Annotated in this window: 11 protein-coding genes; 5 read left to right on the plus strand and 6 right to left on the minus strand. The window is 71.9% G+C overall.

Annotated elements, in window-relative coordinates; all coding sequences use genetic code 11:
* The 6 genes from secA to mtrA form a co-directional block, all read right to left on the minus strand.
* The coding region (gene secA, locus BQ9890_RS01675) for a preprotein translocase subunit SecA (protein WP_078062155.1) at positions 1-2,691 on the minus strand (2,691 nt) is incomplete at its 3' end.
* Positions 2,692-2,880: 189 nt separating this feature from the next.
* Positions 2,881-3,522, minus strand: a complete 642-nt coding sequence (gene hpf, locus BQ9890_RS01680; RefSeq protein WP_075888848.1) for a ribosome hibernation-promoting factor, HPF/YfiA family — start codon at positions 3,520-3,522, stop codon at positions 2,881-2,883.
* Positions 3,523-3,676: 154 nt separating this feature from the next.
* Entirely contained in the window at positions 3,677-4,591 is a 915-nt protein-coding gene (locus BQ9890_RS01685) for a ComF family protein (RefSeq protein WP_075888850.1), read from the minus strand.
* 245 nt (positions 4,592-4,836) lie between these two features.
* The gene (locus tag BQ9890_RS01690) at positions 4,837-6,573 is read right to left on the minus strand and encodes an LpqB family beta-propeller domain-containing protein (protein ID WP_078062156.1); all 1,737 of its coding nucleotides are present in this window, start codon (positions 6,571-6,573) and stop codon (positions 4,837-4,839) included.
* Entirely contained in the window at positions 6,570-8,174 is a 1,605-nt protein-coding gene (gene mtrB, locus BQ9890_RS01695) for an MtrAB system histidine kinase MtrB (protein ID WP_407638908.1), read from the minus strand. The genes BQ9890_RS01690 and mtrB overlap by 4 nt, the downstream gene beginning before the upstream one ends.
* Positions 8,175-8,439: 265 nt before the next feature.
* Positions 8,440-9,120 (minus strand): MtrAB system response regulator MtrA, encoded by a 681-nt coding sequence (gene mtrA / locus BQ9890_RS01700; protein WP_075888852.1) that lies wholly within the window; start codon positions 9,118-9,120, stop codon positions 8,440-8,442.
* A 503-nt stretch (positions 9,121-9,623) separates the two neighbouring features.
* Between mtrA and BQ9890_RS01705 the strand changes: the two genes are divergently transcribed.
* The 5 genes from BQ9890_RS01705 to BQ9890_RS01725 form a co-directional block, all read left to right on the plus strand.
* A complete protein-coding gene (locus BQ9890_RS01705) occupies positions 9,624-11,150 on the plus strand; it encodes a DUF7847 domain-containing protein (RefSeq protein WP_143226200.1) in 1,527 nt (508 codons plus the stop codon).
* Between the two features lie 12 nt (positions 11,151-11,162).
* Positions 11,163-11,846, plus strand: a complete 684-nt coding sequence (locus BQ9890_RS01710; protein ID WP_075888854.1) for a DUF4129 domain-containing protein — start codon at positions 11,163-11,165, stop codon at positions 11,844-11,846.
* The gene (locus BQ9890_RS01715) at positions 11,843-12,997 is read left to right on the plus strand and encodes a DUF4350 domain-containing protein (protein WP_075888856.1); all 1,155 of its coding nucleotides are present in this window, start codon (positions 11,843-11,845) and stop codon (positions 12,995-12,997) included. Before BQ9890_RS01710 ends, BQ9890_RS01715 begins: the two co-directional genes overlap by 4 nt.
* Positions 12,990-14,093, plus strand: a complete 1,104-nt coding sequence (locus BQ9890_RS01720; RefSeq protein ID WP_075888858.1) for an AAA family ATPase — start codon at positions 12,990-12,992, stop codon at positions 14,091-14,093. Before BQ9890_RS01715 ends, BQ9890_RS01720 begins: the two co-directional genes overlap by 8 nt.
* Positions 14,093-14,780: DUF58 domain-containing protein (locus BQ9890_RS01725; protein ID WP_143226383.1), on the plus strand; the 688-nt coding region annotated here is incomplete at its 3' end. The genes BQ9890_RS01720 and BQ9890_RS01725, both read left to right, overlap by 1 nt.

Raw genomic sequence — 14,780 nt, forward strand, 5'->3', positions numbered from 1 at the left:
CTCCGGTGAGGACTGGGCGGCCGGGTCGTCGCCCTCGTGCGTGTCCTGCTCCGGCTGCCCCTGGCCCGTTCCCTGCCCGGCCGCACCCGCCCCGACCCGCTGTGCGGCGTCGACGGTGGCGGAGGCGCCCTGGAGCTCCCCGGCCTTCTCCAGGGCGAGGGCGAACTGGCGGGAGTAGGCGAAGACCTGCTGGACGGACTCCTCGCGGATGCGCTCCATCATGGACTGGAACATCTGGGCGCCCTCGTCCTTGTACTCGACGAGCGGGTCGCGCTGGCCCATCGCACGCAGGCCGATGCCCTCCTTGAGGTAGTCCATCTCGTAGAGGTGCTCGCGCCAGAGCCGGTCGACGGTGGCGATGAGGACCCGGCGCTCCAGGGTGCGCATGGGCTCCTCGCCCAACTGCTGCTGGGCGAGCGGGTTGGCATCGAGTGCCAACTCACTCTCCGCGTAGACGGCCTTGATGTCGCCGGTGAGCTCGAAGACGAGGTCCTCACGCGTGAGCGAACCGTGGCCGCCGTGGGCCTCCTCCAGTTCCTCCGCGGTGACCGAGGGCGGGTAGTAGCTGCGCAGCGCGCCCCACAACTCGGCAAGGTCCCACTCGAGCGCCGAGGAGTCCTTCGTGTACTGGTTGACGAGGGAGGAGACGAGACCCTCCATGAACCAGGTCATCTGGTCCTTGAGGTCGACCCCCTCCAGCACCTGGCGGCGCTGGGCGTAGACCAGCTCGCGCTGACCGGTCATGACGTCGTCGTACTTGAGGACGTTCTTGCGGATCTCGAAGTTGCGGGCCTCCACCTGGTGCTGGGCGGAGGCGATGGAACGGGAGACGACCTTGGACTCCAGGGGCATGTCCTCCGGGTAGGCACCCGAGGCCATGATGCGCTGGGCCATGCCCGAGTTGAACAACCGCATGAGGTCGTCCTCCATGGACAGGTAGAAGCGGGACTCGCCCGGGTCCCCCTGACGGCCGGAGCGGCCACGCAGCTGGTTGTCGATGCGGCGGGACTCGTGGCGTTCGGTGCCCAGCACGTAGAGCCCGCCGGCCTCACGCACCTCCTCGCGCTCGGCCTCGACGGCCGCCTCGGCCTCGGCCAGCGCCTCGGGCCATGCCTCCCGGTACTCCTCGGGGTTCTCCTTGGCGTCCAGGCCCCGGGCCGCCAGGTTCGCCTGGGCGATGAACTCGGAGTTGCCGCCCAGCATGATGTCGGTACCACGGCCGGCCATGTTCGTGGCGACCGTGACCGCACCCTTGCGTCCGGCCATCGCCACGACCTGGGCCTCGCGGGCGTGCTGCTTGGCGTTGAGGACCTGGTGGGGGACGTGTCGTTCACGCAGCAGCTGGGCCACGAGTTCGGACTTCTCCACCGAGGTCGTGCCCACCAGGACCGGCTGGCCCTGGTCGTGGCGCTCGACGATGTCCTCGATGATCGCGTTGAACTTGCCGTTCTCGGTCGGATAGACGAGGTCGGCCTGGTCGATGCGCACCATGGGACGGTTCGTGGGGATCGGGATGACGCCGATCTTGTAGGTCGAGGCGAACTCCGCAGCCTCGGTCTCGGCGGTACCGGTCATGCCGGCACGCGACCCCTCCGGGTAGAGGCGGAAGTAGTTCTGGAGGGTGATGGTGGCCAGCGTCTGGTTCTCCGCCTTGATCTCCACCCCTTCCTTCGCCTCGATGGCCTGGTGCATGCCCTCGTTGTAGCGGCGCCCCGGCAGCACACGGCCCGTGTGCTCGTCGACGATGAGGACCTCGCCCCTGTCGACGATGTAGTCCTTGTCGCGGTGGAACAGCTCCTTGGCACGGATGGAGTTGTTGAGGAAGCCGATGAGGGGGGTGTTGGCGGCCTCGTAGAGGTTCTCGACGCCGAGCTGGTCCTCGACCTTGTCGATACCGGGCTCCAGGACGCCGATCGTCTTCTTCTTCTCGTCGACCTCGTAGTCGACGTCGCGTTCCAGGAGGCGCGCGATGCGCGCGAACTCCGTGTACCAGCGGTTGACGTCACCGGTGGCGGGTCCGGAGATGATCAGCGGCGTGCGGGCCTCGTCGATGAGGATGGAGTCGACCTCGTCGACGATGACGTAGTTGTGGCCGCGCTGGACCATGTCCTCCACCCGCTGGGCCATGTTGTCGCGCAGGTAGTCGAAGCCGAACTCGTTGTTCGTGCCGTAGGTGATGTCGGCCTCGTACTGGCGGCGGCGTTCCGCGGGCTCCTGCCCGGTGAGCACGCACCCGACGGTCATCCCGAGGAACTCGTAGACGCGACCCATCAGGTCGGACTGGTACTTGGCCAGGTAGTCGTTGACGGTGACCACGTGCACACCCTTGCCGCTGAGCGCCCGCAGGTAGGAGGGCATGGTGGCGACCAGGGTCTTGCCCTCACCGGTCTTCATCTCGGCGATGTTGCCCAGGTGCAGGGCCGCACCACCCATGACCTGGACGTGGAAGGGGCGCTGGCGCAGCGTGCGCCACGCGGCCTCGCGGACGGTGGCGAAGGCCTCGACCTGCAGGTCGTCGAGGGTCTCGCCCTCGTCCAGGCGCTGGCGGAACTCATCGGTCTTGGCACGCAGTTCCTCGTCGGAGAGCTTCTCGAAGTCCTCCCCGAGGGCGTCGACCTGGTCGGCGATGCGGTCGAGCTTTCTGAGCGTGCGGCCCTCGCCTGCACGGAGGATCTTGTCGATGAGTGACACCGGTGCTCCTGACGTCTGGACCGGGGATGCACCCCCGGACGCGTGCACCCGGGCACGCGCAGGGAACAGTCTACGGAAGTCCGCACCCGCGCGCCGCCCCCCACACCGCCCGCACCCGTCCCGCCCCCTCCTGGCGGCAGGCCGAGGGGCCCGGCACCCCTCACCGGGTACCGGGCCCCTCACCGGAGATCAGACGGCGACCTGCGAGTTCAGCCGGATCACACCGTAGGTCCATCCGTGGCGCCGGTAGACGACACAGGGCTGCTGGGTGTCCTTGTCGACGAAGAGGAAGAACGGGTGCCCGACCAGTTCCATCTGGTCCAGGGCCTCGTCGACCCCCATCGGGCGGGCCTCGTGGACCTTCTGACGCACGATGACGGGGGAGTCGCCGAGCTGCTCCTCACGGGCCTCGCCCGGCTTGAGGTCGGTCGCGGGACGCAGTGGCGCCTCCTGGACGACCTCCTCCTCCACGGTCTCCGTGACGGGGACCTCCACGCCCCCGGGGACATCGACGGGGTAGCGGCGACGGTGGCTCTTGGCACGATCGCGTGCTCGACGCAATCGCTCGTAGAGCTTGCCGGCGGCGATGTCGACGGCGGCGTAGCGGTCTGCCGAGGTCGCCTCGGCCCGGATGATCGGTCCCTTGCCGTAGACGGTCAGCTCGATGCGCTCGGCGTTCTCCGCCTGCCGGGGATTGCGCTCATGGGTCAGCTCGACGTCCACCCGCTGTGCCCGCGGGTAGAACTGGGTGACCTTGGCGACCTTCTCCTCGACGTAGTCGCGGAAGTTCGGGTGGATCTCGGCATTGCGTGCGACGACGGTGATGTCCATGTGTCCTCCAGGGGAACTCGGCGGGGTACTCCCCGCGTGGTCAATGCCCGGGCGCTTCGACGCCCCGGGCGGTGCGCGTGGCTATCACCCCCTGGGTCGGTGCAGCTCGCGTGGTGTTTCACTGCCAGCGGGCTGACCTGATCTCGATGCCCCATCATACGTCGTCGGAGTGACCGAGGTCATACGGTCCGCGGTCCGGACTGCTCCCGGACCCACCCCCGCTGTGGCCGCCGACCCGGCACAGCGCCGCCGCGGCGACCGTCCCCGGACCGCACACCCGGGCGAGTTCCCGCAGGGTCGCGCCCGTGGTCACCACGTCATCGGCCAGCACGACGCCGACTCCTGCGGGCACCTCGAGACGGGCGACCATCGAGTCCAGGCGCCCCGAGCGACGTTCTCCCCCGCTGCGCCCCGACTGGGACCCCGTGAAGGGCCGCAGCCCCGCCGGCTCCACCACCCGGGTGGTGGTCCCCGCACCCTCCGCCACCTCCCGGGCCACGCCGTCGGCGATGACGGGTGCGACCATCTGGTCCCGGTATCGCCTGCGCCACCCCGACGGTGCGGGCACGACCCACACCTCGCGCACCCCGGTCAGGACACCGGTGGCCACGATCCCCCGCCCCAGCGTCCGTCCGGCCGCGCCCAGGAACTCCGACAGGTCGACGGCCGGGCGGTGCTTGGCCGCCAGGACGATGCCACGCAGCCTCCCCGCGTACTCCCCCAGGCTCCACAGGCCCAGGTCAGCAGTGCGTGTCGGCCCGTCCACCACCTCCCATCCGGGCGGGCCCTCCGCCAGTGCGGCGCAACCCGGGCACAGCAAGGTGTCCCACTGCCCGCACCCCACACACTGCACGGGCAGGACCACCTCCAGCAGTGCGGCGCCCAGTGTGGCCAGGACTCCCCGCTGGTGCTCCCCCGGCGGTGCGGCGTGCGGGAGGGGTCCGGCCCGCGTGCGGAGCCGGACGCGTCCGGGCCTGCGCTCCTCCTCGCGGCGCGGTGTCCCGCCCTCGTCCCGTCGCGGCGACGAGGGCGGCCCCTGAGCTGGTCGGACTCCCGTGTCTCCATCCATGGGGACAGTGCACCCGCTGCTCGCGGGTCACGCGAGGGACGGTGGCGGGACCTGTGGAGATCCCGAGGGGTCCCGTGCGGCCTGTGGACGGAACCGCGGCCACAGGTGCCGGCGCACTGCCGGAGGTCCGCCCGTGGTGCCCGCAGGACGCGGGCCCCGGGCACCCCAGCACCGCAGGGGCAACCCCCATCCCCCTGTACCGACCGGACCCGCGCGCGGGGCAGCGCGATCCGGGGCCCCGCCCCTCAGCCGGGGAACTCGATCTCGCTGATCTCGGCCACCACCGGCTGCCAGACCGAACCGGAACGACTGAGCACGGACCCGTCCGAGGTCTGGACGTACACCGTGGTCGGGGTGGTGCCGGCAGTGACGTGCTCCGCGGTCGAGGGTGCCGAGATCGTGGAGATCCTGCCTCCCAGGGGAACGATCATCAGTTCGGTACCGCCCTGGACACGGTGCAGTGCCACCAGGGTGGAGCTGCCCGCCCAGGAGACGTCGGCGACGCCCTCGTCCAGTCCCGCCACGGCGACGGCAGCGCCGACGCCCGTGGGCACACCCCGGGTGTCACGGATGACCGGGGCCACCCACACACTCTGTCCGGACCCGATCCTGCGCACGATGACGACACGCGCCCCGTCCGGGGAGACCCGCAGTGCCGTCGGCGTCGAGGAGTCGGTGAACGGGGAGGCGAGCGTGGTCACCTGCCCGTCGGCGGAGAGCACCGTCCAGTCCGCGCCCTCCTGTCCGGTCGAGGCCGCCCACACCCACCCGAGCCGGTCGACGGAGGGCCAGGTCGGTGAGGCGAGGTCCTGGCTGGACTGCTGCCCGTCCGCGAGCCGCCTGGCGCTCACCCCGTTGCCCGCCACCCACGCCACGGTGGCGGTGCCCGCCGGTGCGATCGCCGGGTGCCTCGCACCGGCTCCGAGTTGGGAACTCCCCACCAGGGGGCTGAGGACGTTGCCGGTCAGCGTGGAGAAGCCGTCGTCCCCGGACACGATCGCGGACTCCATGCGGTAGACGGGTCCCGCGGGCAGGTCGTCCGTGCCGATGCGCGTTCCCGAGACATCCAACTCCACGGAGCTGACGGCCGAGGTCTGGGTGAGTGTGGCCGACACCTGCCAGGCGAGGAGGCGTTGGTCCTGCTCCGAGACGGGCGAGGTGCCCTCCAGGTCGACGTGCGCGGTCTGGTCGGAGATGTCGATCCCCTGGGAGGGCAAGCTGGCGTCGACGGGCATCGCCGAGAGGACGGCCGGTGCCACGGACGTCGCCGGACCGGCGATGAGCCCGGTGAGCAGGTGGGTGGGCAGGCGTTTGCTCGGGTACCACCTCGGGTCCGCCACCAGGACCTGGCCGTCCTGGGAGGGGAAGTAGAGGTTGGCGAGCTGGTAGGCGGCGGTGAAGGAGGACTCCGAGATGACGACCCCGTCGTCGAGCGCGGAGATGCGCCACTCCCCCGACTCCTGGATGAGGTGGAACCGTCGCGTGACCTGCGCGCCCGAGTCGGGCAGTGTCATCTCCCCGTCCTCCGCGACCGTGGCGACAGCGGGCGCGCTCACGGTGACCTCGTCCGTGTCCGAGGAGGCCGAGATCTCAGGTGTGGAGTCCGTGGAGTAGACCTGCACCTCCGCCGACGGGTCCCAGCGGGCGGCGACGTCGCTGGCCAGGAAGAGTCGCGCGGTGGCGAAGTCGTCCGTCTGGCCGGCCGCGCAGGCGAGCAGGAAGCCGGAGATGAGGGACGCCGGGTCGGCCCCCCTCGTCGGGGCGCGCGCCGCCAGGTCCAGGGGATCGTTGTCGGGCACGGAGACGTCGAAGGGCTGGGGCGCCCCCGCATTGGGCAGGGAGGTGCAGGCGCCCAGCAGCACGGCGACGAGGGCGGCGCAGGTCGCCAAGAGGGCGCGCCCCCGCGAGCGCGGACGCCCGGTGCGGGGACCTCCCGGGTGCCCCTCCTCGCAATCCGTCGTGACGGGCATGTCGGTCCTCATGACTGCTCCTCCCCCGCGCCCGGGGCGCTCCACAGGTCGAGCGGACGGGAGGCGACCTCGTTCCCGACTGCCCGCGGGAGGATCACGAGGAAGGAGGACCCCTCCCCGAGCACCCCCCAGGCCTCCAGGACACCGTGGTGCAGTGCCACGTCCTCCGCGGCGATGGACAGGCCCAGACCTGTGCCGCCGGTGGTGCGGGTGCGCGCCGGGTCCGCACGGAAGAAGCGGTCGAAGACGTGGGCGACGGTGTGGGGACTCATGCCGACCCCGTGGTCACGCACGCGCACGGCGACGTCCGTGCCGGAGGCACCGATGGAGACGACGACCGGGCGTCCCTCGGCGTGCTCGATCGCATTCACCAGCAGGTTGCGCAGGACCCGCTCGATGCGGCGCACGTCCACCTCTGCGGCGGCGCGCTCCGGTGGTGCGTCCACCCGGACCTCCACGCCCAGGCGGGTCGCCAGCTCCGAGTTCGCCTCGACGACCTTGGCGACCACGGTGCGCAGGTCGACGGTGTCGGGGTCCAGCAGCGCCGACTGGGCGTCGTAGCGGGAGATCTCCAGCAGGTCCGCCAGCATGGACTCGAAGCGGCCGACCTGGTCGTGGAGCAGCTCGGCGGAGCGTTTGGTGGCGGGTTCGAACTGGTCCCGGTCCTGCCAGATCATCTCCTCCGCCATGCGGATGGTGGTCAGGGGCGTGCGCAACTCGTGGGAGACATCGGAGACGAAGCGCTGCTGCAGCCGGGAGAGTTCGTCGTACTCCTGGATCTGCTCCTGCAGGGAGGACGCCATGTCGTTGAAGGCGCCTCCCAGTCGGGCCATCTCATCGGTGCCCTCGACCTCCACACGGGCGCCGAGGTCGCCGTCGGCCAGGCGCGTCGCGGCCGCGGCCGTGCGTCGCACGGGGCGCAGGAGGTGGAAGAGCACCCAGAACGTGCCCAGGGGCAGGGCGACGATGATCGGGATCGCGCCCACGCCCAGGACCCGCATGACCATGTCGATGAGTGTCTGCTCGGACTGCAGGGAGTAGACGATGTACATCTCGTGGGCGCCGGCGCGAGGCAGGTTGACCAGCATCCCGACGACGATCCCGGGATCGCTGCCCTGCCCGTCCGCATCCGGGACCGACACGGACTGCCAGTAGGCCTGGGTGCCGGCCTGGACGTCCTCCCGCAGGGGTGCGTCCACGACGTCGAGCATCCCGGAGTCCACGATCTCGTTGATGCGGAAGGTGTCGGTGGCCTGGGGGGCGCGCAGCAGCATGACGGACACGGCGCCCGCACCCGCCGCGGACCCACGGATGTTCTCCACCATCTGGCGGGCCGCCTCCTGGACCTGGTCGGGGGTGGAGGCCGTGGACTGGTCGAAGACGGACTGGGCACTCGAGAAGCGGACCGAGGCGTCCTCCAGGACGGCGTCCCGACGGCTGGCGAAGACGGAGTCGCGCAGCTGCAGGGAGGTGACCAGGGCGAAGACGACCAGGAGGACGGCGGCCGCCCCCGTCATGGCGACGGCGATGCGCACGGACAGGGACGAGCGGGCGGCACGCACGGGGGCGATGGACTCCAGCCATCCCCCGGTGCGGGAGAGCAGCTTCCGCAGTCCCCGGTGGTCTGGCTGCGCCTGGGCGGTGGGTGGAGGTGTCGGGGTGGGGTGTGACGTGGAGTGGTGGGCTGCGGAGGTCGTCGACGCGGGCGGACGCCCGCCCGACGAGGGCGGCCCCGACCCCGCAGGTGGCAGGGAGGAGGGGAGCGCGGTGTCCTCCCCGGACCCGGGGGCGGTGGGGGGAGCGGACGGAGCGCTGCGGTCGTCCTGCGTGGGTCCTGACGACGGCTCGGAGGAGTCGGTGGGCAGGCCCGCGGTGTCCTCAGGCTCCTGTTCCGGCACGGTATCCGACCCCTCGGACGGTCACGATGGTCTCGGGGCGCTCGGGGTCGCGTTCGATCTTGGAGCGCAGACGCTGGACGTGGACGTTGACCAGCCGGGTGTCGGCGGCGTGGCGGTAGCCCCAGACCTTCTCCAGGAGTTCCTCCCTGGTGAACACCTTCCAGGGGGAGCGCCCCAGGGCGACCAGCAGGTCGAACTCCAGGGGGGTGAGCGCGATCTCCTCCCCGCCCCGGCGCACCACGTGGCCCGAGACGTCCACGGTGACGTCCCCGATGACGAGGTGTTCCTCGCCCGAGTCCTCGTGTCCCCGCAGCCGGGCCTTCACCCGGGCGACGAGCTCCTTGGGCTTGAAGGGCTTGGGCACGTAGTCGTCCGCCCCGGCCTCAAGACCGGAGACGACATCGGCGGTGTCGGAGCGTGCCGTGAGCATGACGATCGGGACATCGGACTCACGCCGGATGAGGCGGCAGATCTCGATCCCGTCCATCCCGGGGAGCATGAGGTCCAGGAGGATCAGGTCGGGGGCCACGGTGTGGAAGACGTCGAGGGCCTCGGAACCGTCGTAGACGTCGGAGACGTCGAAACCCTCCGCCTCCAGGACGATGCCGATCATCTCGGCCAGGGCGACGTCGTCATCGACGACGAGGATGCGCGAACTCATGTCACGATCGTGTCACGATGCGCGCGCCGATGCACCCGACTCGCCTGCCCATCCCCTCGAAGTCCGCTCTGTTCGGACCCCGAAGTCCGCTCAGTTCGGGGCACGAGGTCCGCTCTGTTCTCGCACCGAGGTCCGCCCTCCCGACAGTGTCCCAGTGGCGCCCCGGTGGTGTCCCGGAGTTCGGGCGTGGTCGTTGACAGGTCCCAGGCGGGTGCCGGCCCCGGTGGTCCCGGTCCTGCACGGAGTCCGTGGTCGAGCCGCGCTGCGCGCCGGAATCACGGCACGGGTCAGGACCACGCCGCTCCCAGCTGTCACGCCCCGCCACGACCCCGTGCCGGGAGGCCACCTCGCCCCGCCCTCGGCTGCGCGGGGCAGTTCCGGCCGAACACCGCCTCCACCCCGCGGGCATCCGCGACTCCGCCCAGAGGCGCACCCGCTGGTGGGACGTGGCACGATGGTCCCGACCGCGCGCCCCAGGCGCGCCCCGGACCCAGGAGGCAGCGATGAGCACGCCGAACACACCCGGTCCTGACAGGTCCGAGCCCCCCGAACCGAGGTCATGGGCCCCGCCCTCATCGAGCTGGCAGGATCCCCAACCGTCACAGCCGGAGACACGCCTGGGGGCGGCGGACGGCGAGCAGGCACCGACGGCTCCGCAGGACCCCGCTGCTGGTGCCTCACCCGATGCCCCCGTGACGCCACCGGCCGTTGACGCCTGGAACGAGGCGCCACCGACGAGCAGCGAGGGCTGGCCGGCCACTCCCCCCGCAGCCGACGCCTGGGGTTCCACACCCGACCCGTCCACCTCCGCCTGGGGTGAGACCCCTGATCCGGGGTCCTCCGGGTGGGGTGCACCGGGTCAGGCACAGGGCGGCCCCCCCGCGTGGGGTGCACCGGGTCAGGCACAGGGCACGCCCGCGTGGGGTGCGCCGGGTCAGGCACAGGGCGGCACCCCGGGAGCCTCGGGAACCCCTGGCCACGGAGGCGCCGACGGTGCCGGCGCGGGCCCCACCGGCGGCCCCGGTCAGCCGGGCCGACCTTCCCAGCCCGGCCAGTTCCCGCCCTACGCGGCCTCCTGGGCGCCCTCGCCCCAGCCCGGTGTCATCCCTCTGCGCCCGCTGCAACTGGGGGACCTCTTCGACGGGACCTTCCGCGCGATCCGGTCCAACCCGGCCGTGATGTTCGGCTTCTCCGTCGCCCTCCTGGCGGTCCTGTCCCTCATCAGTGCGGCCGTCCAGGCGGCGTTCTCCAGCTCCTTCTACTCGATCATCGACGATCCCCAGGCCGCCCTCGACGACGACCTCACCAGCACGGCCTCCGGGCTGTCCTCCCTGCTGGTGTCGAACCTCGGCACCTCCGCCCTCACCATGCTCGCGACGGCGATCCTCTCCGGCATCCTCGCCCTCACCGTCTCCGACGCGGTGCTGGGCCGGGTCACGGCCCTGGGCGACGCGTGGTCGCGTGTGCGCCCGCGGCTGTGGCCCCTCATCGGGACCTCCATCCTCATGGGCATCATCCAGACGGTGGCCGTCGTGGTGGTCCTGGCGCTCTTCGCGATCCCACTGGTCATCGCCTTCTCCTCCAACTCCGATCCCGGCGCGGTGGCCGTCCTGCCGCTCCTCCTCGGCATTCCCGTCGCACTGGCTGCGATGCTCTTCCTCACCGTCCGCCTCCTGTTCGCCCCCATGACCGTCGTGCTGGAGGACCTCGGCCCCATCGCCGCCCTCAAGCGGTCCTGGGCCCTCACCCGTGGAGGGTTCTGGAGGATCTGCGGGCGGCTCCTGCTGATCGGACTCATCACGGCGGTGGCCTCCGGCATCATCGGCGGCGCCGTGGGCATCCTCGGTTCGCTCTTCATGTTCATCACCTCCCCGGCCGTGGGTGTGGCGATCACCGCCTTCCTCACCGGCACCGCGTCCGGCCTGGTCGTCCCCATCGCCGCCGCCTTCGAGACCCTCATGTACGTGGACGAGAGGATGCGCCGCGAGAACCTGGCACCGGTCCTGGCCCGGGCAGCACAGGAAGGCTGAGCTGGAAGGCCGATGCTCCCCACCGACGCCCCCCTGACCCCTGACGGTGACACCGCCCGGGGGTGGGTCACCGATGAGCTCTCGCGCGCGGAGTACGGACACGAGCTCTCCCCATTGACGAGGGCGATCCGGTGGATCCTCCAGGCGGTCTCCGACGCACTGGGCGGTGGTTCCGCCCGGCCTCCCGTGGCGGCGGTGCTCCTGGTGCTCTTCGCGATCGCGTTGGTCATCGTCGTGGTCCTCGTCATCCGCAACCCCGTGAGGCTGACCCACCGCGGATCCTCCTCCGCCGTGTTCGACGGGGAGGAGCACTCCCTGGAGGAGGCGCGCGAGCGGGCCGACAGGGCCGCACGCGAGGGCGACCTCGACCTGGCCCTCGTGTGGGGCTTCCGGGTCCTGGTGCTGGTCCTGGCCGAGTCCGGGGTGGTCCGTGACACGCCGGGCCTCACCGCCCGGGAGGCGGCCTCCCACGCGTCCGCACGATACCCGCAGGTCTCCGGTGAGCTCTCCTGGGCGTCCGACCTCTTCGATGCGGTGCGCTACGGGACCGCCCATGCCACCGGTGGGGACCACGCCCGTGTCCTCGTCCTGGCCGACTCCCTCGGGCATCCGGCACCCTCCGACGATCCCGGGACGCCCTCCCGACCCCGGCGCTCCCCCCAACTCCCCCGACCGGCGGGCGGGTCCCGGCGATGAGCACGGCAGTCGCGGGAGTCGTCACCCCCACCTCACGCCACCGCCTGCGCGCGGCGCGCCCCCTCATGGTCATCGCCGTGGTGCTCCTGGCCTGCCTGCTGGCGGGGACCCTGCTTCCGGGCACCGAGGAGGACCCCCGCGCCCTGTCCACCACGAACACCACCGACTCCGGGGCGCGCGCGCTGGTCCAGGTGATGCGCGCCAACGGCATCGACGTGGTCGCGGCCTCCGGGGCGCGCGAGGCCGCGCGTCTCGCCGAGGACCCGGACACCACCCTGGTGGTCGCCTTCCCCGGTCGCGCCAGTGACGAGGTCGCCCAGGCCCTGGCCGGGGCCGACCGTCTGGTCTACATCGGCACCGAGCAGTCCTACGGGGACGTCCTGCCGGGTCTGGAACCAGAGGTCTCGGGTGCCCAGCCGGCCCCGGGCACCCAGGTGGCGGCTGGTGCCTCCTGCGCGCTGGACGCCCCGCTGCGGGCGGGCGGCATCACCCGCGGGGCCTACGGGGTGCTCCCCGGACAGGACTGGCAGGGCTGCTACGACCTGGGCGACGGCATGGTGGGCTACGCCGAGCGGAGCACTGCGAGTGGCTTCCAGGCCGTCATCCCCGACTCCCGCCTGGTGCGCAACGGCACGGTCGCGGAGTTCGGCAATGCCGCCCTGGCCATCAACGCCATCGCCCGCACGCCCCGGGTCGTGTGGTACTTGGCCGACTTCTCCGACACCATGGAGGACTCGCCCCCGGTGGCCCCGGCGTGGATGGTCCCGGCCTTGCTCGTGCTGTGTGCCGCGGGCCTGGCAGCAGCCCTGGGACGAGGGCGCCGCCTCGGTCGCCTGGTACCCGAGGAACTCCCCAGTCACGTCCCGGCCGCCGAGACCGTGGTGGGACGGGGCCGTCTGTTGCGACGCAACGGGGACCGTGCCCACGCGGCCCGGGCACTCAGGGCGGAGTCGGCCCGGCGACTCGCCCGCAGGCTCGGGGTCCCGCCCACAGGCCCACCCGAGGAACTGCACACCGCCCTGGTCCGGGCCGGGATCACGCCCGGACGGGCCCAGACGCTGCTGTGGGGACCACCCCCGGCATCCGACCAGGCCCTGGTGGACCTGGCCGATGAGCTCACCCGACTGGAGGAGGACATCCGCCATGACTGACCCGCAGCACCCCACCGGACCCACGGAGGCTCCGGGACCCACCGGCCCCGCCGAACCCCCTGCTGCCACCCGAGCCGCCGCACCGTCGGCCGCACATCCGACCACGCCGCCCGGCGGTGCACCGCAGCCCGCCCTCCAGGGCGACGCACGGCGGACCCGCGACGCCCTGGTGGCGCTGCGCGCGGAGATCGCCAAGGCCGTGGTCGGCCAGGACGGTGCCGTCACCGGTCTGATCATCGCCCTGGTGGCCGGTGGACACGCCCTGCTGGAGGGGGTGCCCGGGGTGGCCAAGACCCTCCTGGTGCGCACCATGGCGACGGCCCTGGACATGCGCATGGCGCGCGTGCAGTTCACCCCGGACCTCATGCCCGCCGACATCACCGGCTCCCTGGTGTGGGATGCGGGCACCTCCACCTTCGAGTTCCGCGAGGGCCCCGTCTTCACGAACCTCCTGCTGGCCGACGAGATCAACCGCACGCCCCCCAAGACGCAGTCGGCCCTGCTGGAAGCCATGGAGGAGCACCAGGTGACGGTGGACGGCCAGAGCCACCCCCTGGACGACCCGTTCATGGTCATCGCCACCCAGAACCCCGTCGAGTACGAGGGCACCTACCCCCTGCCCGAGGCCCAGCTGGACCGCTTCCTGCTCAAGCTGGACCTCCCCCTGCCCGACCGGGCTGCCGAGATCGAGGTCGTCTCACGCCACCTGGCCGGCTTCGACCCCCTGGAGCTGGCCGGTGCCGGGGTCCACGCCGTGGCGGGACCCGCCGACATCCGTGCTGCCCGGGACCACGCCGCCCAGGTGGTCGTCGAGCCTGCGGTGATCGGCTACATCGTGGACCTCGTGCAGGCCACGCGGGTCTCGCCCTCGTTGCGCCTGGGGGTCTCCCCACGCGGTGCCACCGCGCTGCTGCGCACCTCGCGGGTGTGGGCGTTCCTGCAGGGGCGCTCCTTCGTCACCCCTGATGACGTCAAGGCGATGGCCGTGTCCACCCTGGCCCACCGTGTCTCCATGCGCGCCGAGGCCGACCTGGAGGGGATCACGGCGCGCGGCGTCATCGAGGGCCTGCTGGCCTCCGTCCCGGTCCCGCGCTGATGGCGGTCTCGGGTCGGGCGGCCGCATTGGTCGCCCTGGGCGTGGTGGCCGTGGTGCTGGTCCCCACCCGCTCCATGGTGTGGGGCTGGGTGGGGCTGGTCGCCGTGGTGTGCCTCATCGACGCGATCGTGGCGCTCTCCCCGCGCGAGTTCCGCATCGAGCGTCGCGTGTCGGGCCCCATCCGCGCCGACGAGACCACTCAGTCCGAGGTCACCGTGTCCAACCCGACCCGGCGCGGCGCCCACGTCGAGGTGCGTGACGCCTGGGTCCCCTCGCTGCACCCCACGCCCTCGCGCCACCGCGTGGCCCTGCCCGGTGGCGGCTCGGTGGGTGTCGTGACGCGCCTCTCCCCGGAGCGTCGCGGCAAGCGCCGGGCGGACTACGTGACGATCCGCGTGTGGGGGCCACTCGGGCTGGCCGCACGCCAGGTGTCCGTGGCCGTGCCCGCGACCCTGGCGGTGCTGCCGGAGTTCCGCTCCCGGCGCCTCCTGCCCTCGCGACTGGCGCGCCTGCACGAACTGGAGGGCTCCACCGCGACGATCCTGCGTGGCCCGGGCACCGAGTTCGACTCCCTGCGCGAGTACGTGCGCGGCGACGATCCCCGCGACATCGACTGGCGGGCCTCCGCACGCTCCCGCGACCTGGTGGTGCGCACGTGGCGCCCGGAACGTGACCGGCACGTGGTCC

The organism is Actinomyces provencensis (assembly GCF_900155435.1).
Taxonomy (GTDB): Bacteria; Actinomycetota; Actinomycetes; order Actinomycetales; family Actinomycetaceae; genus Pauljensenia; species Pauljensenia provencensis.

Excerpts from the sequence above, each read along its gene's own strand:
- hpf (WP_075888848.1), bottom strand. The coding sequence starts at position 3,522 with ATGGACATCACCGTCGTCGCACGCAATGCCGAGATCCACCCGAACTTC.
- BQ9890_RS01685 (WP_075888850.1), bottom strand. The coding sequence starts at position 4,591 with ATGGATGGAGACACGGGAGTCCGACCAGCTCAGGGGCCGCCCTCGTCG.
- BQ9890_RS01690 (WP_078062156.1), bottom strand. The coding sequence starts at position 6,573 with ATGAGGACCGACATGCCCGTCACGACGGATTGCGAGGAGGGGCACCCG.
- mtrA (WP_075888852.1), bottom strand. The coding sequence starts at position 9,120 with ATGAGTTCGCGCATCCTCGTCGTCGATGACGACGTCGCCCTGGCCGAG.
- BQ9890_RS01705 (WP_143226200.1), top strand. The coding sequence starts at position 9,624 with ATGAGCACGCCGAACACACCCGGTCCTGACAGGTCCGAGCCCCCCGAA.
- BQ9890_RS01710 (WP_075888854.1), top strand. The coding sequence starts at position 11,163 with ATGCTCCCCACCGACGCCCCCCTGACCCCTGACGGTGACACCGCCCGG.
- BQ9890_RS01715 (WP_075888856.1), top strand. The coding sequence starts at position 11,843 with ATGAGCACGGCAGTCGCGGGAGTCGTCACCCCCACCTCACGCCACCGC.
- BQ9890_RS01720 (WP_075888858.1), top strand. The coding sequence starts at position 12,990 with ATGACTGACCCGCAGCACCCCACCGGACCCACGGAGGCTCCGGGACCC.